The following is a 19,918-nucleotide window of genomic DNA, read 5'->3' as shown; positions in this document are numbered from 1 at the left end:
ATCAGCCTTTTTCCTGGTAATAGCGGGCGGCGCCCGGGTGGAGCGCCACAGGGGCCACCTGCTGCCCCAGCTTCACCTCGAGCTTCTTGGCCTCGGGGTGCACGGCCGTCAGCTCGGCCTTCTTCTCGAACAGCGTCTTGGTGATGTCGTAGGCGAGCTGGTCGCTCATCTTGTCGGGCACCAGCAGCACGTTCGCGATGCCGACGGTCTTGATCGTGCCCTTCAGCTTGTAGTCGGCGGCCAGGTCGATGTCGAGCCCGACGTACTGCTGCCCGTAGGTGGACTGCATCGTCGGCAGCACGTCGGAGGTGTCGAGCATCTTCATGTCGGGCTTGCTCGTGGCCAGGTCGGTGATGCCCGCCGTGGGCAGGCCGCCGACCCAGAAGAAGGCGTCGATGGTGCCGTCCTTGGCGGCCTGCACCGCCTCGTTGATCGACAGTTGCTGCTTGGTGATGTCGGCGTCGGGGTTCACGCCCGCGGCCTGCAGCATGCGCCTGGCCACGACCTGGGTGCCGGAGTTGGCCGGGCCGAGCGAGACGCGCTTGCCCTTGAAGTCGGCCAGCTTGGAGGCGTTGACGCCGGGCGCGACCACGACGTGCGAGTAGTTGTCGTAGATGCGGGCGATGGCCTTGATCGGCTGTTTGGCGGTGAAGGTGTCCTTGCCGTTGACCGCGTCGGCCGCCGTGTCGGCCTGGGAGAAGCCGATGTCGGCCTTGCCGCCGGCCAGGAGCTTGATGTTCTCGACCGAGGCCGAGGTGACCGAGGCGGTGGCCTGGGTGTTGGGGATGGAGGCCGACAGTTGTTTGGCCAGGCCGCCGCCGTAGACGTAGTAGACGCCCGTCGTCCCGCCGGTGGCGATCGACAGCCGGTTGCCCGAGCCGCCGCCCGCGCCGCCACTGCCGCAGCCTGCCGCCAGGACGGCTGCGGCGACTATTGCGAAGATCCGCTTCACGCTGGGTCCCTTCTCCTGCTTCTGACGAGGTGCACGGCGGAGGCCACGGCCAGTACGGCCAGCCCGGCGACGATGGGGACGGGTTCGAGGAACAGCAGCAGCACCGCGGCCACCGCCGCGAGCAGCCGCTCGGGCCATCCGCTCAGCCCGCCCGTGGCCAGGGCCAGCGCCGCCACGGCGACCGCCGAGACGACGGTCATCAGCAGCACGGTGCCGATCGGCCCCTGTCCGAGCAGCGCCTGACCGTTGGGCGTCAGCACGAACGCGAACGGCACCAGGAAGGCCGGCAGCGTGTAGCGCCAGGTCATCATCATGGTCCGGTAGGAGTTGCCGCCGGTGATGGCGGCCGCCGCGACCGCCGACAACGCCGTGGGCGGGCTCACCTCCGACAACACCGCGTAGTAGAAGACGAACATGTACGCCTCGGCCTGCGAGGCCCCCAGCGCGGTCAGCGCCGGGCCGATGATCACGGCGGCGATGATGAAGCTCGCGGTCACCGGCACGGCCAGCCCCAGCAGCATGACCGCGACGGCGGACAGGAGCGTGGTCAGGATGAGGTTGCCCGCGGCCAGGTCCACGATGATCGCGCTCAGGTTCAGCCCGAGCCCGGTCTGCGTGATGACGCCGACGATGATGCCCGCCGCCGCGCACACCGCGGTCACCGGCAGCACCTCGAGGGTGCCCTTGGCCAGCGCCTGAGCGACGCGCCTTGGGCCCATCCGGTGCTCGGGGTCGAGGAACGACAGCGCGAACGCGATGACGGTGGCGATCACCACGGCCTGGAACGCCGACCGGTCGAGTGCCATCAGCACGATGATGAGGATGAGCGAGCTGAAGTGGTAGCCGAAGCGCAGCAGCAGCCTGCCGGCCTTGGGCGCGTCCACCTGCACGGCGTGGGTGCCGAAGCGGCGCGAGTCGATCTCGATGGCCAGGAAGATGCCCAGGTAGTACAGGATCGTGGGGATCGTCGCGTACAGGAGCACTTCGAGGTAGCTGACCCGTAAGTACTCGGCGATGATGAAGGCCGCCGCGCCGAGCGTGGGCGGCGACAGGATGGCGCCGATGCCGCCGGCCGCCAGGATGCCGCCGGCGGGCTCCTTCGGGTAGCCGGCCCGCCGCAGCACCGGCCAGGCGACGCTGCCCAGGCTGACCGTGGTGGCCACGCCGGAGCCCGACACGGTGCCCAGCAGGAAGCCGGCCATGGTGACCGTGCGGCCGGGGGCGGCGCGGGACCTGCGGAAGGCGGCGAAGCTCAGGTCGATGAAGAACCTGCTCGCACCCGAAAAATCCAGCACCGCACCATAAATCGTGAAAAGGACGATGTAGCTCGCGGCCACCTGCATCGGCACCCCGAAGAATCCCTCGGTGCCCGTGTAGAGCTGCGACACGATCTGCCCGAGGTCGAAGCCGCGATGCCCGATAGTCCAATCAATCGGCAGATAGGCCCCGAAGTAGGCATAAATCAGGAAAACGAGGCAAATGATGGTGAGCGCCCACCCGACGGTCCGCCGTACCGCCTCCAGCAGCAGCACCGTCAGCACCAGCCCGGCCACGACGTCCAGATCCGTCAGCGCCGCCCCGGACCCCCGCTCGCGGAAGGCGTCGATGCCGGCCAGCGGATAGACCAGCACGGCCAGCGCGGCGGCGGCCAGCAGCCAGTCCGCCACACTCGGCCACTCCACCCCGCGCGCCGCCGCCTTGTCCACGCCGTCCACGCCGTCCACGCCGTCCGGCTCGCCGGGACGCCGGAACAGCCGCCGCAACAGCGACGACATCCCCGAGCGGTAGCACAGGAACACCAGCGGCAGCGCCACCGCCAGGAACGTCATCCGATGCTCCAGCGCCTCGATCGGCCAGAACACCACCACCAGCGAATAGGCGGACAACAGGCCGCCGGCCGTCCACACGCCGAGCCGCAGGACCCCGCCGAGCTGCCGCGCCGGGCGTTCCTGCTCGTGTGCGGAAACCAGCTCGGACTCGCGATCGCTCAGCTCGGTCAAGACGTCCTCCCCCGACACTGCGTTGCAGGGACTTTACGAGCCGTTTACGTACTGTGGGAAGCCTCCGTTACCTGATTGTCAGAACAAAGGTCGCGAATCAGCCGCCAACCGTTCGATCGGCACCTCGCCCGCCTGGGAGCCGTCGCGCAGCCGTACCGAGGCCCGCCCGCCGGCCGCCTCGCGCGGCCCCACCACGAGCTGGTACGGCACCAGCCGGTGCGCCCTGATCCTGGCCCCGAGGCTGCCCCGGTCGGCGGGCGCCAGCTCGGCCCGCAGCCCGGCGGCCAGGCAGCGCCGCAGCAGGGACTCGGCGGCCGGCAGTTCGGCGTCCGACAGCGGCAGCACCACGGCCTGCACGGGCGCCATCCAGGCGGGGAACGCGCCCCCGTGCACCTCGATCAGGTGCGCCATGAGCCGCTCCAGCCCGCCGACGACGCTGCGGTGCACCATGACGGGACGGTGGCCGCCGACGTAGCTCAGCTCGAAGCGCGCGGGCTGGTAGAGGTCCACCTGGACGGTCGACAGGGTGGCCTCGCGGCCCGCCGGGTCGGCGATCTGGATGTCGATCTTGGGCCCGTAGAAGGCGCCCTCGCCGCGTTCCTCGTCGTAGGCCCTGCCGCGCTCCTGGAGCACCTCCCGCAGGATCGACTCCGAGCGCTCCCACATGCGCGGATCGTCCACGAACTTGTCGCCGTCGCCGCGCAGCGACAGCCGGTAGCGCGCGGCCTCGATGCCGAGCTGGGCGTGCGCGGCCTCGATCAGGTCGAGCGCGGCCGACACCTCGGCGGCGGCGCTCTCGGGCGGGCAGAACACGTGCCCGTCGTTGAGCTGGATCGAGCGCACCCTGGTCAGCCCGCCGAGCACCCCGGACAGCTCCGAGCGGTACTGGCCGCCCAGCTCGGCGATGCGCAGCGGCAGCTCACGGTGACTGCGCTGACGGGCGCGGTAGACGAGCGCGTGGTGCGGGCACAGGCTTGGCCGCAGCACGAACTCCTCGCCGCCCACGGTCATGGGCGGGAACATGTCCTCGGAGTAGTGGGCCCAGTGGCCGGATCGTTCGTAGAGCTCGCGTTTGCCCAGCACGGGCGAGTTGACGTGCTGGTAGCCGCTCCGGCGTTCGAGCTCGTGCACGTAGTCCTCGACGGCCTTGCGCACGGCCGCGCCGGCGGGCAGCAGGTAGGGCAGTCCTGAGCCGATCAGCGGGTCGGTGTCGAAGATGCCCAGCTCGCGGCCGAGCCTGCGGTGGTCGTTCATGATCGTCCTTTGCGGGAAAGGGCGAACGACCAGCTCCCGGGCGTCCGCCCGGGATGCATGGAATCAGCGCGCCGGGACGTGGTCCGGCGTCGTCGTGACGAAAGCGCGCTGCATGCCGCCGATCATAACATCCGGCAAGCCATGAAAATTATCTTCAACAGACCCCCAAGGAGTGGCAAATGATATAAAGAACCGTGGCCGAGATCACCCTGGACGTCTGCCAGGTTCGGGCGTTCGCCGACGTCGGCTACCAGGTGGCGACCGGCGGGGGCGCGCACGGCGCGATGGCGGCGCTGCGCCGCGTGATCACCCTCGACGCCTACGAGTTCGTCGCCTTCGACCCCGCCACCGGCCGCCACCACAGCGTGGTCTCCGACGGCCACAGCCGCATCGACGGCGACGCGGCCGAGGAGTACGCCGGGCTGGCGGCCTACCGCCGGGCCATGGCCACCAGGGCGCCGGTGACGATGCCCGAGCCCGACACCGAACGCTACTTCCGCCGCCACCTGGCCCCCTACGGCTGGCGGGCCGGGCTGACGGCGCCGCTGTTCCTGATCGAGGGCCGCTACACGGGCCTGCTCCACCTGGCGTCCAAAGGGAGCTTCCCGCTGCTCACCGAGGCGCTGGTCGCCGCGGTCAGCCCGATGCTCGCGCACGTCACCGACCTGAGCAGGTGCGTGATCGACCCGGTGGGGCTGCCGCCGGGCTTTCGCGCGGTGGCCTTCGACCGGTTGGGCACCCGCCGCGAGGTCCCGGGCCACGAGCGGTCGGCCACGCTGTGGGACGACCCGGCGATGGCCGGCTACGCCCGCGCGTTCATCGACTCGCGGGAGCTGAGCCGCCACGGGCGCTGGCCCGACCGTGCCGGGCGCTGGCACGAGGTGCGCCTGCTCAGGGCCGGCGTCGGCTTCCAGGGCAAGCTCCAGGGGGCCGTGGCCGCCGAGCGGCCGTGCCCGCTGCCCTACGACCTCACAGGACGCGAGGTCGACGTGCTCACGCGGGTGGCCGCCGGCGACTCCAACCCCCAGATCGCCGCATCCCTGGTGCTCAGCGTCCGCACGGTGACCACCCACCTGGAGCACATCTTCGCCAAGCTCGGCTGCGACAGCCGTACCCGGCTGACGACCAAGGCCCTCGCCGAGGGCCTGTGCCGGCTCGACGTCTGACCTCAGCGCACGAGACAGGGCCGCTTGGGGTCGAAGGCCCAGTCCTTGACCAGGTACCGCATGGCGACGGCGTCGTCGCGGGCGCCGAGGCCGTGCCTGAGGTAGAGCTCGTGGGCCTTGTTCAGCGCGGCGCGGTCGAGCTCCACGCCCAGCCCCGGCGTGGCCGGCACCTCGATGGCGCCGTCGACGATCGGGAACGGCCGGGTGGTGAGCGCCTGGCCGTCCTGCCAGATCCAGTGGGTGTCCAGCGCGGTGATCTCGCCCGGGGCGGCGGCCCCGACGTGCGTGAACATCGCCAGCGAGATGTCGAAGTGGTTGTTGGAGTGCGACCCCCACGTCAGCCCGAAGTCGTGGCAGAGCTGGGCGACGCGCACCGAGCCGGCCATGGTCCAGAAGTGCGGGTCGGCGAGCGGGATGTCCACCGCGTGGGCGCGCACGGCGTGCGCCATCTCGCGCCAGTCGGTGGCGATCATGTTCGTGGCGGTGGGCAGGCCGGTGGCCATCCTGAACTCGGCCATCGTCTCCCGGCCCGAGAAGCGGCCCTCGGCCCCGCACGGGTCCTCGGCGTAGGCCAGGACGCCGCCCAGGCCGCGGCAGAGCCGGACGGCGTCGGCCAGCAGCCAGCCGCCGTTGGGGTCGAGGGTGATCCTGGCCTCGGGGAACCTGGCGGCCAGCGCCCTGACCGCCTCGATCTCCTCCTCCCCGGCCAGCACGCCGCCCTTGAGCTTGAAGTCGGTGAAGCCGTAGCGCTCCTGGGCCGCCTCGGCCAGCGCGACGACGGCCTCGGGTGTCAGCGCCTCCTTGCGGCGCAGGTGCGACCAGCGGTCCTCGCCGGCGTCGTCGACGCGGTAGGGCAGGTCGGTCCTGCCCGGGTCGCCGACGTAGAACAGGTAGCCCAGCATCGGCACCCGGTCGCGCTGCCTGCCCTCGCCGAGCAGTTCCGCGACGGGCACGCCGAGATACCGGCCGTGCAGGTCCAGCAGGGCCGACTCCAGGCCGGTGACCGCGTGCACGGTGGTGCGCAGGTCGAACGTCTGCGCGCCGCGCCCGCCGGCGTCGCGGTCGGCGAAGCGCGCCGCGACCGTGCGCAGCAGGCTGCGGAAGCGGGCCACGGGCTGCCCGGCCAGCAGCGCCCCCGCCTCCTCGATCGTGCGGCGGATGGCCTCGCCGCCGGGCACCTCGCCCAGTCCTGTGCGGCCGTCGGAGTCGGTGGCGATGACGACGTTGCGGGTGAAGAACGGCCCATGGGCGCCGCTGAGGTTGAGCAGCATGCTGTCGTACCCGGCCACGGGGACGACCTCGACGCTCTGGATGGTGGGGGACATGGGCTTAGTTGATCTTGTTGATGAGCGCGGTCAGCTCGGCGAGCTCGTCTTCTGTCAGATTCTGCAGCGGTGGCCGCACGGGCCCCGCCGGGCGGCCGACCGCGGCCACACCCGCCTTGACGATCGAGACCGCGTACCCCTTCTGGCGGTCCCTGATGTCCAGGTAGGGGAGCACGAACTCCTTGATGCGGCGGTAGACGGCCTCGCGGTCCTGGGTGCGCACGTCGGCGTAGAAGTCGAGCGCGAACTGCGGCACGAAGTTGAAGATCGCCGAGGAGTACGTGCTCATGCCGAGCTGGAGCAGCGGCAGCGCGAAGGTCTCTGCCGTGGGCAGGCCGCCGATGTAGGTCAGGCGGTCGCCGACGGAGGCGTAGATGCGGGTGAGGTTCTCGATGTTGCCGACGCCGTCCTTGAACCCGATGAGCGTCTCGTTCCGCGCGGCCAGGGCCTCGACCGAGCGGTCGTTGAGGATCGCGTTGGCGCGGCTGTAGACGATGACGCCCAGGTTCGTGGCGCCGCAGACGGCCGAGACGTGCTCGACCAGACCCTGCTGGCCGGCTTCGGTGAGGTAGGGGGGCATCAGCAGCAGGCCGTCGGCCCCGGCCGCCTCGGCCGCCTTGGCCTGCGCGACCGCGGTGGCGGTGCCGCCGGTCGCGGGCGCCACGACCGGCACCTTGCCGGCGACCTGGTCGACCGCCGTCCTGACCACTCGGTCGATCTCCTCGGCCGTCAGCGAGAAGCCCTCACCCGTGCCGCCCGCGGCGAACAGCCCCGCCACCGGGTAGCCGCTCAGCCAGGACAGGTGGTCGCGGTAGCCCGCCTCGTCGAACTGCAGGTCGTCGGTGAAGTGGGTGATGGGGAAGGACAGCAGACCGCTCTTGAGCTGGGCGGCGAGCTCCTGCGGTGAGAAATGTGGCATGCGGGCGGTCCTTTGCTTCACGGCGAGGCCTGCGGTGGCCGTCGGGTCTTGCCGCCAGGCTAAGAAGGAGCGGTGATTCCTGTCCAAGTGCGATTCTGAATCCGGCGATACCTTGTCGGCATCATCAGCTTTCGATGCCGGGCAGCAGGTCCAGCACGCGCCCCAGCGCCGGGTTGGTCGAGGTGCGGTCCCAGATGACGTGAAGCTCCACCGGCTCGGCCACGTCGCCGCCGTCGAGCGGGTCGCCGCCGCCGCGTACGAGGTCGCAGAAGGTGACGCCGCCGATGCCCAGCGAGCGCGCGCTGGCCGGCGCCAGCGCCACGCCCCGGCCGGCCGCGACCAGGAGCACGGCGGTGAGGATCTGGTGCACCTGCTGTTCGATCCTGGCCTGGGCGTTGGTGAGGAAGCGCACGGTGAGCTCGTGGAAGTAGCGCGACTGGACCGGGCTGTAGCTGATCACCGGCAGGCCGTTGAAGTCGTAGGGCGCCAGCGGCCGGTCGAGGGCGGCCAGGGGGTGGCCGTCGGGCACCACGGCGCACAGCGGCTCGCGGAAGACCACCCGCGAGTCGAGGGTGGCGATGTCGAACGGCGGGCGAGCCAGGCCCAGGTCGAGCTCGCCGCGCAGGATGCCGTCCACCTGTCCCGCGGTCACCCGCTCGTGCAGGATGACGTCGATCTCCGGCAGTTCCTCGGCCAGGCGCCGCAGCAGCGCCCCCAGCATGCTGATGGCCGAGACCGCCGTGAAGCCGAGCCGCACCGTGCCGGTGGCGCCGTTGGCGATGCGGCGCGCCCGGTCGCCCGCGGTGTCGACGAGCGTGAGCATGTGGCGCGCGTCCTCCAGGAAGCCGCGCCCGGCGTCGGTGAGGACCACCCGCCGGTTGTCGCGTTCGAGGAGCGTGACGCCGATCGTGCGCTCCAGCTTCTGGATGTGGCGGCTGAGCGGGGGTTGCGTCATGCGCAGTCGATCAGCGGCCCGGCCGAAGTGCAGCTCCTCGGCGACGGCCACAAATGCCCTGATCTGATCGAGTGTTAGCATGATGCGGGAAGAGTATCACTTGATACCGAATTGAGCCTGGACAGGCATCGAAGCTGGTCCCTAGTCTCCGGAGACTACGAGCGGAAACTTTGCGGAAACCTTGTCGCAACCCCTGTCACCGCTCCTGACGAGACCACGCGGGGCCCACCGCCCGCATGAAGGAGAAGTCCATGCCGACATCTCGGACAACCCCCCGCCGCATCCTCGCGGGTGTCCTCGGCGCCACCGCCGCGATCGCGCTGACCGCGTGCGGTGGTGTCAAGACGACCTCTTCCGGCGGTGGCGAGGGGAAATATCCGACGGGCAACATCGAGTTCAGCGTCGGCGCCTCCGCCGGCGGCTCGACCGACCTCATCACCCGCGCCCTGGCGCAGGGCATGAGCAAGGAGCTCGGCGTCTCCGCGCCGGTGCTCAACAAGCCGGGCGCCAACGGCGCGCTCAACGCCAAGGAGCTCCAGGCCGCCAAGCCCGACGGCTACAAGATCGCCCTGCAGAACGCCTCCCTGTTCACCATCACCCCCCTCACGGTGTCGGAGGCCGAAGCCACGAAGATCGACTCGTTCGACGTCATCACCGGCGTCTCGCGTGACGACTACGTCATGGCCACCAGCACCGCCTCCGGCTACAAGAACATCAAGGACATGGGCAAGGCGGGCAAGGCGATCCGCTACGGCACCACCGGCGTCGGCACCGGCGCCCAGCTCGCCTCCGCGCTGACCTTCAAGACCGCCGGGATCGAGGCCACCGCCGTGCCGTTCGACGGCGGCGCCCCCGCCCTGACCGCCCTGCTGGGCAACCAGGTGGACGTCTCGACCATGCAGATCGGCGAGGCGATCGAGAACATCAAGGCGGGCAAGCTCGTCCCGCTCGCGGTCTTCTCGGAAAAGCGGGTCCCCTTCCTGTCCGACGTGCCGACGGCCAAGGAGCAGGGCTTCGACGTGCTGGTGACCCAGTACCGCTTCCTGACCGCGCCCAAGGGCACGCCGGAGGACGTCAAGGCCCGCCTGCTGGAGGCCGCCAAGAAGACCTTCGCCACGCCGGAGTACAAGAAGTTCAACGAGGACAACTCGCTCACGCCGATGGAGGTCACGCCCCAGGAGGTGCTCACCTCGCTGCAGGGTGACGCCACCGACTACAAGGGGCAGCTCGACAAGTTCGGGATCAGCCTGGCCGGCTGACCTCCGCCCCCGTCCCCCAAGGAGTGAGCATGTCCATGTCCGACTCGCCGGAGCCCGCCGCGGACGTCATCGACGCCGACCGGCTCCAGGCCGAGCTCGACGAGACCCGGCCGCCGCACGCGGGCCCCGTCTCCCAGATCGCGGCGGCCCTGACGGCGCTGGCCGTCGGCGTGGCCGGGGCGATCGGGTCCTACGCGCTCGGGCTCGGGCGCCTCACCCAGCCAGGCCCCGGCCTGTGGCCGTTCGTCATCAGCGTCGTCATCGTCGTGCTGTCGGCGGTGCTCGTCGTCACCGGACGCAAGCTGGAGGACACCGAGCGGTTCTCCAAAGCCAGCCTGCTCACCGCGGTCGGCCTCGTGACCCTCGTGCTGCTGGCGGTGCTGCTGCCGCTGATCGGCTTCGAGATCCCGTCGCTGCTGCTGGTGTTCGTCTGGCTGCGCTGGCTGGGCCGCGAGTCGTGGCGCTCGTCCATCGTGATCAGCATCGCCACGGTGGCCGCGTTCTACGTGCTGTTCGTCCTGCTGCTGCAGATCCCGCTCCCGCGACTCATCTGAGAAAGCCACATGGACATCTCCCCGATCATCGACGGCTTCAACGTCGTCCTGGAGCCGGCCAACCTGCTCTACTGCTTCATCGGCGTCGTCATCGGCATGCTCATCGGCGTGCTCCCCGGGCTCGGCCCCGGCGCGACCATCGCCATCCTGCTGCCGATCACGTACGGCATCGGGCCGATCCCGGCGATCATCATGCTGGCGGGCATCTTCTACGGCGCCCAGTACGGCGGCACCATCACCTCGGTCCTGCTCCGCCTGCCCGGCGAGGCGTCCTCGGTGGTGACCGTCTTCGACGGCTTCGCCCTGGCCCGGCAGGGGAAGGCGGGCACCGCCCTCGGCATCGCGGCCATCGGGTCGTTCATCGGCGGCACCGTCTCGATCCTCGGCCTGACGCTGGTGGCCCCGATCGTCGCAGGCTTCGCGCTCGACTTCGGCCCGCCGGAGTACGCGGCGCTGGGCGTGCTCGGCGTCCTGCTGATCTCCTCGGTGGGCAACGGCAACAAGCTCAAGGCGATCGTGGCGGCCTGCGTGGGCCTGCTCATCGCGACCGTGGGCCGCGACACCTTCACCGGCGCGGAACGCTTCACCTTCGGCAGCCTCAACCTGGCCGAGGGCATCGACTTCATCCCGATCGCCATGGGCCTGTTCGGCCTCAGCGAGATCCTCTACAACCTGGAGGAGCGGCACAACAAGGTCTCCGCCCCCGCCAAGGTCGGCAACGTCTGGCCCACGGCCGCGGAGCTCAACCAGGCCAAGGGCGCGATCGGGCGCGGCTCGCTCGTCGGGTTCATCCTGGGTGTGCTGCCCGGCGGTGGCGCGGTGCTTTCGTCGCTGGCGGCCTACGCGCTGGAGAAGCGGCGCGCCAGGCATCCCGAGCGGTTCGGCAAGGGCGCCATCGAGGGCGTGGCCGCGCCGGAGACCGCCAACAACGCCGCCGCGACCTCGTCGTTCATCCCGCTGCTCACCCTCGGCATCCCGGCCAACGCCACGATGGCCCTCATGTTCGGCGCGCTGCTCATCCAGGGCATCCAGCCCGGCCCGCAACTCGTCACCGAGCACCCCGACGTGTTCTGGGGCGTCGTCAACTCGATGTACATCGGCAACATCCTGCTGCTCATCATGAGCATCCCGATGGTCGGCCTCTTCGTGAGGATCCTGCGCGTGCGGCCCGCGGTGCTGGCCCCGATTACCGTGCTCATCACGCTGCTCGGCGCGTACACGGTCAACAACCAGGTCTACGACGTCTTCCTGGTGATCGTCTTCGGCCTGCTCGGCTACCTCATGAAGAAGTTCGGCTTCGAGCCTGGGCCGCTGGTGCTGGCGTTCGTGCTCGGCTCGATGATCGAGAGTTCGACGCGGCAGGCGCTGCTCATCTTCGGCGGGGACCCGACCGGGTTCCTGACCCGCCCCATCTCGGGGACGGTGTTCGCGCTCGTCGTGCTCGTCGCCCTGCTGCCGCTGATCCGCAAGGCCCTGGCTCGCCGCAACCGAGCCGAGACCCCAGTTGAGGAGAGGACCTCATGACGATCCTCGTCGGATACCTGCCCACCCCGGAGGGCGAGGCCGCGGTGGACGCGGGCCTGCGCGAGGGCGCGCTGCGCGGCGAACGCGTGATCATCGTGAACTCGCCCCGCCGGGGCGCCCCCGTCGACGAGCACAAGATCGACGACGCGGCGGGCACGGCGCTGCTCGACCGCGCCCGCGCCGCCGGCGTGGACGCCGAACTGCGCCAGCCGCTGCACGACGACGACCTGGCCGAGACCTTCGAGGAGCTCGTCAAGCAGACCGGCGGCAGCCTGATCGTCATCGGGCTGCGGCACCGCTCGCTGGTGGGCAAGTTCATCCTCGGCAGCGAGGCCCAGCGCATCCTCATGGAGGCCAGCGTGCCCGTCCTTACCGTGAAGGCGGGTCAATGAGTGCTGGCCGCGTCAGCCGGGTCACCGTCACCCCCGTCGCCTTCCGCGACCCGCCGCTGCTCAACGTCGTCGGCGTGCACCAGCCGTACGTGCTGCGCGCGATCGTCCAGGTGCACACCGACGCCGGGCTGGTGGGACTGGGGGAGACCTACGCCGACCAGGCGCACCTCGACCGGCTCGAAGCCGTCGCCGCCGCCCTCCCCGGCACGGACGCCTTCGACCTCAACGGGCTGCGCCGCGTCGTCGAGAGCGCGCTCGGCGCCTCCACCGGCGGCGCGGGCGCGAGCTTCGGCGGCATGCTGGAGGTCTCCAGCGCGGTCGACACCGTGGCGGCGCCGTTCGAGGTGGCCCTGCTCGACCTGCAGGGCAAGGCGGCCGGCCGGCCCGTCAGCGACCTGCTCGGCGGCGCCGTACGCGAGCGGGTGCCGTACTCGGCGTACCTGTTCTACAAGTGGGCCGGCCACCCCGGCCACGACGAGGACTCCTGGGGCGAGGGCGTCACCCCCGAGCAGATGGTCGCCCAGGCCCGGCGGATGGTCGAGGAGTACGGCTTCACCGCCATCAAGCTCAAGGGCGGCGTCTTCGAGCCGGGACACGAGATCGAGACCGTCGAGGCGCTGGCCTCGGCCTTCCCCGGGCACGCCCTGCGCATCGACCCCAACGGCGCCTGGACCGTCCAGACCTCGATCGACGTGGCCGACCGGCTCGCGGGCGTCCTTGAGTACCTGGAGGACCCCACGCCCGGCATCGACGGCATGGCCGAGGTCGCCCGGCACACCGACCTGCCCCTGGCCACCAACATGTGCGTCATCTCCTTCGACCACCTCAAGCCCGCCGTCGCCGCCGACGCCGTCCAGGTCGTGCTCTCCGACCACCACCTGTGGGGCGGGCTGCGGCGCTCGGCGCTGCTCGGCGGCATCTGCGAGACGTTCGGCATGGGCCTGTCGATGCACTCCAACTCCCACCTCGGCATCAGCCTGGCGGCCATGACCCACCTGGCCGCCGCGACCCCGAACCTCACCTACGCCTGCGACACGCACTACCCGTGGAAGAGCGAGGAGGTCATCAGGCCGGGGGCGCTGGAGTTCCGCGACGGCGGCGTGGCCGTGCCGACCGCCCCCGGGCTCGGGGTCGAGCTGGACGAGGACGCGCTCGACGCCCTGCACGAGCAGTACCTCCGGTGCGGGCAGCGGGGCCGCGAGGACACCGCCTACATGCGCACGGTCGTGCCGGGCTTCACCCCGAACACCGCGCGCTGGTAGTCACGGGGCCTGCAGGCGGGCGCGCGAGTTGGACAGGTGCAGCCGCATCGCCGCCCGCGCGGCCGCCGCGTCCTGGTCGGCGACGGCGCGGTAGACGTTCTCGTGCTCCAGCGTCACCCGCGTCAGGTGGGTGGCGTCGGAGACCGTGTACGCGTGCTCCAGTCGCGTGCGCGGCAACATGATCATCATCGGGCCGAACGAGGCGAGCAGGTCGGAGTAGAACCGGTTGCCCGAGGCCAGCGCGACCTTGAGGTGGAACTGGAAGTCGGCCTCCACGGCGGTGCCCGGGTGCTCGCCGGAGCCGCCGAGGTCGACCAGGGCCCGCTCGATCGCCTTGAGCTGCAGATCGGTGCGGCGCTGCGCGGCCAGCCCCGCCGCCTCCGACTCGACGCCGATCCTGAAGTCGATCATGTCGAGGACGTCGCGGTGGGTGCGGACCTGCGCCGCCTCCACGGAGAAGGCCGTGGAGGCGGGCAGGTCCAGCACGAACGAGCCGCGCCCCTGGAAGGTCTCGACCAGGCCCGCCGCCTGCAGCCGCGAGATGGCCTCGCGGACCACGGTGCGGCTCACGCCGAACTCCTCCACCAGCGAGGACTCGGTCGGCAGTTTCTGGCCCGGCGCGATCTCTCCGGCGAGGATGCGCGCCTTCAGCCGTTCGACGAGCTCATGGGCGAGCCCGCGGCCTTTGTCGCGGTCGAGTGGCACGGGTGACAACCTATCCGTCGGCGGACTCGAACTCGTCGAGTCGCCAGTCCTTGGCGTGCTCGGCCAGGCTGAGCCCGAGCCCCGGGCGGTCGGGGACGAGCATGCGCCCGTCCTGGATCGTGAGCCGCTCGTCGAACAGCGGCGAGAGCCATTCGATGTGCTCGACCCAGGACTCGCGCGGGTAGGCGGCGGCCAGGTGCACGTGGATCTCCATCACGAAGTGCGGAGCGACCTGCAGGCCCGCGTGGTCGGCCAGCGCCGCGACCTTGAGGTAGGGCGTGATGCCGCCGACCCTCGGCACGTCGGGCTGGACGAAGTCCGCGGCGCGGGCCTCGATGAGGCGGACGTGTTCGGCCACACTGGTCAGCATCTCGCCGGTGGCGATGGGGGTGTCGAGCGCGGCGGCGAGCCGGGCATGCCCTTCCGCGTCGTGGGCGTCCAGGGGCTCCTCGATCCAGACCAGGCCCAGCTCTTCCACCGCCCGTCCGAAGCGCAGCGCGGTCGTCCTGTCCCACTGCTGGTTGGCGTCCACCATGACGGGGACGTCGTCGCCCAGATGTTCGCGGACGGCCGTGAGGCGGCGCAGGTCCTCCTTGGTGTCGGGCTGGCCCACCTTGATCTTGATGCCGCCGATGCCGTCCTGGAGTGAGCGCGTGGCCCGCTCCTTGACCTCCTCGATCGGCGCCTGGAGATAACCCCCGGAGGTGTTGTACGTCCTGACCGAGTCGCGGTAGGCGCCCAGCAACTTGGCCAGGGGCAGACCCGCGCGCCTGGCCTTGAGGTCCCACAGTGCGACGTCGATCGCGGCCAGCGCCTGCGTGGCCACGCCCGAGCGGCCCACGGACGCGCCCGCCCACAGCAGCTTGTCGTAGATCCTGCCGATGTCGGAGGGGTCCTGGCCCAGGAGCCCCGAGGCGACCTCCTTGGCGTGCGCGAACTGCGCGCGGCAGCCGGCGCGGGTCGTGTAGGAGAAGCCCAGCCCCGCAAGGCCGTCGTCCGTGGTGACCTCGCAGGTCAGCACGTCGATGTGCGACAGGGGCCGCTGGCGGCCCGTGGCGACCTTGGCGTCGCTCACGGGGGCGGACAGCGGCACGGCGTAGTGCCCGAACCGGGCCGAGACGATCATGGCTTGCCGAACTCGACGCTGTCGACCGTCCAGGCGCGGCACTGGTCGCTGAGGGTGAAGCCGAGCCCGGGGCGGTCGGGGACGAGCATGCGGCCGTCGCGGGTCTCAAGGCGCTCGTTGAACAGCGGGTTCAGCCACTCGAAGTGCTCGACCCAGGGCTCGCGCGGGTAGGCCGTGGCCAGGTGGAGGTGGATCTCCATGGCGAAGTGCGGGGCGAGCTGCAGGCCCGCGTGGTCGGCGAGCGTGGCCAGCCGCAGGAACGGGGTGATGCCGCCGACGCGCGGCGCGTCCGGCTGGATGATGTCGGCGGCGCGGGCCTCGATGAGGCGGACGTGCTCGGCCACGCTGGAGAGCATCTCGCCGGTGGCGATGGGGGTGTCGAGCGCGGCGGCGAGCTGGGCGTGGCCTTCGGCGTCGTAGGCGTCGAGCGGCTCCTCGATCCAGACCAGGCCGTACTCCTCGACCGCCCGTCCGAACCGCAGGGCCGTCGCGCGGTCCCACTGCTGGTTGGCGTCCACCATGAGGGGGACGTCGTCGCCGAGGTGCTCGCGTACGGCGGCCAGGCGGCGCAGGTCCTCCTTGGTGTCGGGCTGGCCCACCTTGATCTTGATGCCGCCGATGCCGTCCTGGAGTGAGCGCGTGGCCCGCTCCTTGACCTCCTCGATCGGGGCGTGCAGGAAGCCGCCGGAGGTGTTGTACGTCCTGACCGAGTCGCGGTAGGCGCCCAGCAACTTGGCCAGGGGGAGGCCCGCGCGCCTGGCCTTGAGGTCCCACAGTGCGACGTCGATCGCGGCCAGCGCCTGCGTGGCCACGCCCGAGCGGCCCACCGAGGCGCCCGCCCACAGCAGGGTGTCGTAGACCTTGCCGATGTCGGAGGGGTCCTGGCCGATCAGGTTCTCCCCGACCTCCTTGGCGTGGGCGTACTGGGCCGGGCCGCCCGCGCGCTTGGAGTAGCTGAAGCCGGTGCCGTGGTGGCCGTCCTCGGTCGCGATCTCGGCGAACAGGAAGGCGATCTCGGTCATGGGCTTCTGCCGGCCGGTCAGGACCTTGGCGTCGCTGATGGGGACGTCGAGCGGAAGGGTGACGGAGGAGAGTGTGACGTGACGGATCTTGTCGGCAGCCATGGGGTCCTTCGGCGATCTTTTCGGGAAGTTGTCAGTCATCGTACGAATTCATAACTCGTATGACAAGTTCGGCGACCGTCCGGAACTCCGCTACCGTCACTTCCATGCGGCTTCACGTGGGATGCGCGATGTGGTCACTCGCGTCATGGCAAGGCCGCCTGCTGCCCCACCCGCTGCCGCCCGCCGAACGCCTGCGCGCCTACGCCACGTGGTGCAACGCCGTCGAGGGCAACACCACCTTCTACGCCACCCCGTCCAGGAGCACGGTCGAGACCTGGGCCGCCCAGACCGACCCCGACTTCCGCTTCATCGTCAAACTCCCCAAGACGATCACCCACGAGCACCGGCTCAAGGGCGCCGACGAACCCCTGCGCGCCTTCCTGGAGGCCATCGAGCCTCTCGGCCCGCGCACGCACGCCCTCTGGGTGCAGCTCCCGGCCTCGTTCGGTCCGTCCGACCTCGGCGTGCTCGGGGGCTTCCTGCAGCGGCTGCCGCGCACCTGGAAGTACGCCGTCGAGGTCCGCCACCGCGCCTTCTTCTCCGACGAACGTTCGCAACGCCTCCTCGAACGCGCCCTGGCCGCCTTCGACGCCGAATGGGTGCCCTTCGACACCGTCACCCTGTTCCAGTCGCCGCCGACCAGCGACGCCGAGCGCGACGCCTGGACCAAGAAACCCCGGCTGCCGCGCCGCTCCCGCGCCCTGACCGGCCGCCCGATCCTGCGCTACCTCGGCCGCGACGCCACCGAGCGCACCGTCGAGGGCTGGCAGCCGTGGCTCGACACGGTCGCCGGGTGGCTGCGCGAAGGCCGTACGCCGACCGTCTTCATCCACACGCCCGACAACGCCGACGCGCTCACGCTCGCCCGGCGTTTCCACGACGAGGTCAGGGCCCGCGTGCCGGAACTCGACCCGCTCCCCGAGCCGATGCCGAACGAGCCGCTGACCCTCTTCTAAACGGCCGCTCCGGCCGGGACGCGGGCGTGCAGGAGCTCGAACCAGACCGTCGTCGCGCCGTCCTCGCGGACGAACCCCCAGCGGTGGCTGAGCGCCTCGATCAGCGGCAGGCCGCGCCCGCTGGTGGACTGAGCCCCGGCACGGGCCACGCACGGCGCCCCGTCCGAGCCCGAGTCCGCCACGCACACCCGAACCCGGTGATCGGAGCTGCTGACCGTCACCGTGAACGAGCCGCCCGCCCCCGACCTGGAGTGCAGGATCGCGTTCGTGGCCAGCTCGCTGGTCAGCAGGACCACGTCGTCATACAGCGGATGATCGCGGCCGAGCGCGGTCCTCACCAAACCCCTGGCCCTGGACACCTCGCAGGGGTCCCCCGGCAGCCGGAGCTCCAGATCATGGGAGCCGGGCGCATCACCATCCCCATCGATTCGGTCAAAAAGCGGCGCTGCCACGGCGACCTCCCCCTGAATTCGGTCCCGAATGACGGTGGCGTAATGAGACGCACGAGGGAGGGTCCAGAGATTATCGCGAAAAGGTAGGAATGAGCTTTCCCAAGGTCGCCTGCGCGGGGTCCGACCGCGACCGAGTACGCTGCGATCGGAGTCGTCTAGACCCATGGGGGAGCGAAGCGTGCACAGCAGCCTACTCGCCCGGCCGTGCAAGGAGGTCGCGTGAGCAGCCTGGAGGCCGTCTGGGTGCAGCCGTACGAGCGGCCGGGGGCCGCGGTCGTGACCGGCGTCTTCGACATCCTGCACGTCGGCCACGTGCGCTACCTGGGCGAGGTGGCCGCGCGCGGCCTGCCGCTGGTCGTGGGCGTCGAGGACGATCCACGCGTACGCGCATGGAAGGGGCCGAGCCGGCCGTTCAACCCGTCGGCCGAGCGGGCCGAAGTGCTGGCCGCGCTCCGCTTCGTCGCCGGTGTGTTCATCGTCACAGGGCCGCCCGAGGCGCACGGGCCCGAGGACTACATCGACCTGCTCGCGCCCATGCACCCGGGGGCGCTGGCACACACGGCAGGCGACCCGCACGCGGGGGCCCGCGCCGCCGCGGCGGCGATCCTGGGGGCGGAATGCTGGGAACTGTCCGCCCTTCCCGACCGTTCCACAACCCGCATCGTCAACGCCGCCGGCAAGGGCTGAACCCCTTCCTGTCCCCGGGGGCGCATTCCAGGGGTCGTCGCAACACGGTGATCAGATACGGTGGCGAGAGCCTCGGCTCGGGGCATCCGGCCGAGCGTCTTCCGCTGCTTGGGTTGAGAACCCTAGCCATGGGCCGCAAAGACGCAGTGGGACTTCGACAAGGCAGAGGATGTTGTCAATAAGGAGATAGGACCCGTGACCACTATGACCCGGGCGTCGAGTGGGGGATCCAGCTGCAGCCTCCGCGGGCTCCACCGTTCACAGAGCAGAACCGATCCTGAGTGCTTCTCCGTGCGCCCAGCAGAGCAGGAAGTGAAGCCGTGACGTAGCCTCAGAGCTCGAGCAAGTCTTCAAAGCTAACGTGCGGATCTGCTGGTATGACGCTGTGGTGCGCATCAGCGTCGTAGCGCAGCACATCCCGCTCGAGTAAGTCGACATACCTGGCCAGAAAGTTCCCGAAGTCGTTGCCGGCCACTAAAAATTCGCACTCATTCTTGCTGAAGATCACCTGGCCGAGGACTCCGGCCGGACCGGGCACAAAGTCGAGGTACATGTAGGTGGACCCCTCTTGCTCAGCAATCGGCAGTCGCCCAGCATGGGTCACCGTCGGGAAGCCACGGATGCGGTCGCTGCCGGAAGTTTCTTCCTCCATCCCTTCGACGTCGGATGCGTTTTCGACTTCGAAGGCCCGCTCGTCTCGCCAGCACGTGAGGATGTCCTGAAGGGGAAGCAGAACCATCTGATTGGGCAGCCACTGTAAGCACTCAATCCCGTCATCGAACCAACGATCCACCCTGGGGATGAGTTGGCCGTCATGCACGAGCAGTGAGGCCCGGAACGACTCCGAGAATGAATGATCCAGCGCCTGCTCGGTTGCTTCTATCTGGGCGGCGCAGGCGGGAGGACGGAACACTGCTTCGGGTGGCGGCAGCGCCGGTTGATTGTCGACCCAATGCTCTACGCGCGTCCACAACTCCCGTATGTCTTTCATCCGTCACCTTGTCTATAACCCAGTCACGAGACATTGACCGACTGAAAACGTTGCCGCTCTTCATCGTCGGGACAAAAAGTTTACTGCATTCGTCTGCGCGGGATCGCTCAATCTTCGGTGGCACGGCTGGGTAAGGTAGTGCTCCCGCTCTCTGATCAGCTTTCTGCGTCCTTGAGGGGCACGGCCCTCCCGGATCTCGAAGTCCATCGCATCCCCTGGTTCACGTCCAGGGAGATGGTGTGCGGGTGATCTAGCCCATGCTGTGATGCGGGAGAGATCCATGTGACAAGAGACGGCCACTCCGTAATCCTTCGA

Annotated in this window: 19 protein-coding genes; 8 read left to right on the top strand and 11 right to left on the bottom strand. The window is 70.0% G+C overall.

What is annotated here, in order from left to right; all coding sequences use genetic code 11:
• Position 1: 1 nt before the first annotated feature.
• From ACFOY2_RS08955 to thrS, 3 genes are all read right to left on the bottom strand, one after another.
• A complete protein-coding gene (locus ACFOY2_RS08955) occupies positions 2-952 on the bottom strand; it encodes a TAXI family TRAP transporter solute-binding subunit (RefSeq protein ID WP_379527479.1) in 951 nt (316 codons plus the stop codon).
• Positions 949-2,952 (bottom strand): TRAP transporter permease, encoded by a 2,004-nt coding sequence (locus ACFOY2_RS08950; protein WP_379527478.1) that lies wholly within the window; start codon positions 2,950-2,952, stop codon positions 949-951. The genes ACFOY2_RS08955 and ACFOY2_RS08950 overlap by 4 nt, the downstream gene beginning before the upstream one ends.
• A gap of 78 nt (positions 2,953-3,030) precedes the next feature.
• The gene (gene thrS, locus ACFOY2_RS08945) at positions 3,031-4,206 is read right to left on the bottom strand and encodes a threonine--tRNA ligase (protein ID WP_379527477.1); all 1,176 of its coding nucleotides are present in this window, start codon (positions 4,204-4,206) and stop codon (positions 3,031-3,033) included.
• A 194-nt stretch (positions 4,207-4,400) separates the two neighbouring features.
• Here thrS and ACFOY2_RS08940 point away from each other — a divergent pair, with 194 nt between their 5' ends.
• Positions 4,401-5,372 (top strand): helix-turn-helix transcriptional regulator, encoded by a 972-nt coding sequence (locus ACFOY2_RS08940; RefSeq protein WP_379527476.1) that lies wholly within the window; start codon positions 4,401-4,403, stop codon positions 5,370-5,372.
• A 2-nt stretch (positions 5,373-5,374) separates the two neighbouring features.
• Here the strand turns inward: ACFOY2_RS08940 and ACFOY2_RS08935 are convergent, their stop codons facing one another.
• The 3 genes from ACFOY2_RS08935 to ACFOY2_RS08925 form a co-directional block, all read right to left on the bottom strand.
• Positions 5,375-6,697 carry an enolase C-terminal domain-like protein gene (locus tag ACFOY2_RS08935; RefSeq protein ID WP_379527475.1) on the bottom strand — a complete coding sequence of 441 codons (1,323 nt, stop codon included), beginning with the start codon at positions 6,695-6,697 and terminating at the stop codon, positions 5,375-5,377.
• Between the two features lie 4 nt (positions 6,698-6,701).
• A complete protein-coding gene (gene kdgD / locus ACFOY2_RS08930; protein WP_379527474.1) occupies positions 6,702-7,616 on the bottom strand; it encodes a 5-dehydro-4-deoxyglucarate dehydratase in 915 nt (304 codons plus the stop codon).
• 124 nt (positions 7,617-7,740) lie between these two features.
• The gene (locus ACFOY2_RS08925) at positions 7,741-8,652 is read right to left on the bottom strand and encodes a LysR substrate-binding domain-containing protein (RefSeq protein ID WP_379527473.1); all 912 of its coding nucleotides are present in this window, start codon (positions 8,650-8,652) and stop codon (positions 7,741-7,743) included.
• Between the two features lie 170 nt (positions 8,653-8,822).
• Between ACFOY2_RS08925 and ACFOY2_RS08920 the strand changes: the two genes are divergently transcribed.
• The 5 genes from ACFOY2_RS08920 to ACFOY2_RS08900 are packed head-to-tail and all read left to right on the top strand — an operon-like array spanning position 8,823 to position 13,562.
• Positions 8,823-9,830, top strand: coding sequence for a Bug family tripartite tricarboxylate transporter substrate binding protein (locus ACFOY2_RS08920; protein WP_379527472.1), 1,008 nt, complete (start codon positions 8,823-8,825; stop codon positions 9,828-9,830).
• A gap of 29 nt (positions 9,831-9,859) precedes the next feature.
• Positions 9,860-10,384 (top strand): tripartite tricarboxylate transporter TctB family protein, encoded by a 525-nt coding sequence (locus ACFOY2_RS08915; RefSeq protein WP_379527471.1) that lies wholly within the window; start codon positions 9,860-9,862, stop codon positions 10,382-10,384.
• Positions 10,385-10,393: 9 nt separating this feature from the next.
• The gene (locus ACFOY2_RS08910; RefSeq protein WP_379527470.1) at positions 10,394-11,908 is read left to right on the top strand and encodes a tripartite tricarboxylate transporter permease; all 1,515 of its coding nucleotides are present in this window, start codon (positions 10,394-10,396) and stop codon (positions 11,906-11,908) included.
• Positions 11,905-12,300: a universal stress protein gene (locus tag ACFOY2_RS08905; RefSeq protein WP_379527469.1), complete on the top strand. Its 396-nt coding sequence runs from the start codon at positions 11,905-11,907 to the stop codon at positions 12,298-12,300. The genes ACFOY2_RS08910 and ACFOY2_RS08905 overlap by 4 nt, the downstream gene beginning before the upstream one ends.
• Positions 12,297-13,562: a glucarate dehydratase family protein gene (locus tag ACFOY2_RS08900; RefSeq protein WP_379527468.1), complete on the top strand. Its 1,266-nt coding sequence runs from the start codon at positions 12,297-12,299 to the stop codon at positions 13,560-13,562. The genes ACFOY2_RS08905 and ACFOY2_RS08900 overlap by 4 nt, the downstream gene beginning before the upstream one ends.
• On the opposite strand, the gene ACFOY2_RS08895 is transcribed toward ACFOY2_RS08900, so the two are convergent.
• Genes ACFOY2_RS08895 through ACFOY2_RS08885 form a run of 3 tightly spaced genes read right to left on the bottom strand, consistent with a single transcriptional unit; the run spans position 13,563 to position 16,517 of the window.
• The gene (locus ACFOY2_RS08895; RefSeq protein ID WP_379527467.1) at positions 13,563-14,267 is read right to left on the bottom strand and encodes a FadR/GntR family transcriptional regulator; all 705 of its coding nucleotides are present in this window, start codon (positions 14,265-14,267) and stop codon (positions 13,563-13,565) included. It abuts the gene before it with no gap.
• A 10-nt stretch (positions 14,268-14,277) separates the two neighbouring features.
• Positions 14,278-15,393 (bottom strand): L-talarate/galactarate dehydratase, encoded by a 1,116-nt coding sequence (locus tag ACFOY2_RS08890; RefSeq protein WP_379527466.1) that lies wholly within the window; start codon positions 15,391-15,393, stop codon positions 14,278-14,280.
• The gene (locus ACFOY2_RS08885) at positions 15,390-16,517 is read right to left on the bottom strand and encodes an L-talarate/galactarate dehydratase (RefSeq protein ID WP_379527465.1); all 1,128 of its coding nucleotides are present in this window, start codon (positions 16,515-16,517) and stop codon (positions 15,390-15,392) included. Before ACFOY2_RS08885 ends, ACFOY2_RS08890 begins: the two co-directional genes overlap by 4 nt.
• A 104-nt stretch (positions 16,518-16,621) precedes the next feature.
• Between ACFOY2_RS08885 and ACFOY2_RS08880 the strand changes: the two genes are divergently transcribed.
• On the top strand, positions 16,622-17,473 hold the full coding sequence (locus ACFOY2_RS08880; RefSeq protein ID WP_379527464.1) for a DUF72 domain-containing protein: 852 nt from the start codon (positions 16,622-16,624) through the stop codon (positions 17,471-17,473).
• Here ACFOY2_RS08880 and ACFOY2_RS08875 read toward each other — a convergent pair.
• Positions 17,470-17,853, bottom strand: coding sequence for an ATP-binding protein (locus ACFOY2_RS08875; RefSeq protein WP_379527877.1), 384 nt, complete (start codon positions 17,851-17,853; stop codon positions 17,470-17,472). The genes ACFOY2_RS08880 and ACFOY2_RS08875 overlap by 4 nt on opposite strands.
• A gap of 291 nt (positions 17,854-18,144) precedes the next feature.
• Here ACFOY2_RS08875 and ACFOY2_RS08870 point away from each other — a divergent pair, with 291 nt between their 5' ends.
• Positions 18,145-18,612, top strand: a complete 468-nt coding sequence (locus ACFOY2_RS08870; protein WP_379527463.1) for an adenylyltransferase/cytidyltransferase family protein — start codon at positions 18,145-18,147, stop codon at positions 18,610-18,612.
• A gap of 331 nt (positions 18,613-18,943) precedes the next feature.
• Here the strand turns inward: ACFOY2_RS08870 and ACFOY2_RS08865 are convergent, their stop codons facing one another.
• Complete coding sequence (locus tag ACFOY2_RS08865) at positions 18,944-19,603, bottom strand: SMI1/KNR4 family protein (protein ID WP_379527462.1); 660 nt, start codon at positions 19,601-19,603, stop codon at positions 18,944-18,946.
• Positions 19,604-19,918: the final 315 nt, after the last annotated feature.

It is taken from the genome of Nonomuraea purpurea, from assembly GCF_042650645.1.
GTDB lineage: Bacteria > Actinomycetota > Actinomycetes > Streptosporangiales > Streptosporangiaceae > Nonomuraea > Nonomuraea purpurea.
The sequence above is the reverse complement of the archived record's forward strand: the minus strand, read 5'-3'. Positions and strand labels throughout refer to the sequence as shown.

Bases quoted from the DNA above. Each gene is read 5' to 3' on its own strand.
- thrS (WP_379527477.1), bottom strand. From the start codon at position 4,206: ATGAACGACCACCGCAGGCTCGGCCGCGAGCTGGGCATCTTCGACACC.
- ACFOY2_RS08935 (WP_379527475.1), bottom strand. From the start codon at position 6,697: ATGTCCCCCACCATCCAGAGCGTCGAGGTCGTCCCCGTGGCCGGGTAC.
- kdgD (WP_379527474.1), bottom strand. From the start codon at position 7,616: ATGCCACATTTCTCACCGCAGGAGCTCGCCGCCCAGCTCAAGAGCGGT.
- ACFOY2_RS08925 (WP_379527473.1), bottom strand. From the start codon at position 8,652: ATGCTAACACTCGATCAGATCAGGGCATTTGTGGCCGTCGCCGAGGAG.
- ACFOY2_RS08920 (WP_379527472.1), top strand. From the start codon at position 8,823: ATGCCGACATCTCGGACAACCCCCCGCCGCATCCTCGCGGGTGTCCTC.
- ACFOY2_RS08915 (WP_379527471.1), top strand. From the start codon at position 9,860: ATGTCCATGTCCGACTCGCCGGAGCCCGCCGCGGACGTCATCGACGCC.
- ACFOY2_RS08910 (WP_379527470.1), top strand. From the start codon at position 10,394: ATGGACATCTCCCCGATCATCGACGGCTTCAACGTCGTCCTGGAGCCG.
- ACFOY2_RS08905 (WP_379527469.1), top strand. From the start codon at position 11,905: ATGACGATCCTCGTCGGATACCTGCCCACCCCGGAGGGCGAGGCCGCG.
- ACFOY2_RS08900 (WP_379527468.1), top strand. From the start codon at position 12,297: ATGAGTGCTGGCCGCGTCAGCCGGGTCACCGTCACCCCCGTCGCCTTC.
- ACFOY2_RS08890 (WP_379527466.1), bottom strand. From the start codon at position 15,393: ATGATCGTCTCGGCCCGGTTCGGGCACTACGCCGTGCCGCTGTCCGCC.
- ACFOY2_RS08885 (WP_379527465.1), bottom strand. From the start codon at position 16,517: ATGGCTGCCGACAAGATCCGTCACGTCACACTCTCCTCCGTCACCCTT.
- ACFOY2_RS08880 (WP_379527464.1), top strand. From the start codon at position 16,622: ATGCGGCTTCACGTGGGATGCGCGATGTGGTCACTCGCGTCATGGCAA.
- ACFOY2_RS08865 (WP_379527462.1), bottom strand. From the start codon at position 19,603: ATGAAAGACATACGGGAGTTGTGGACGCGCGTAGAGCATTGGGTCGAC.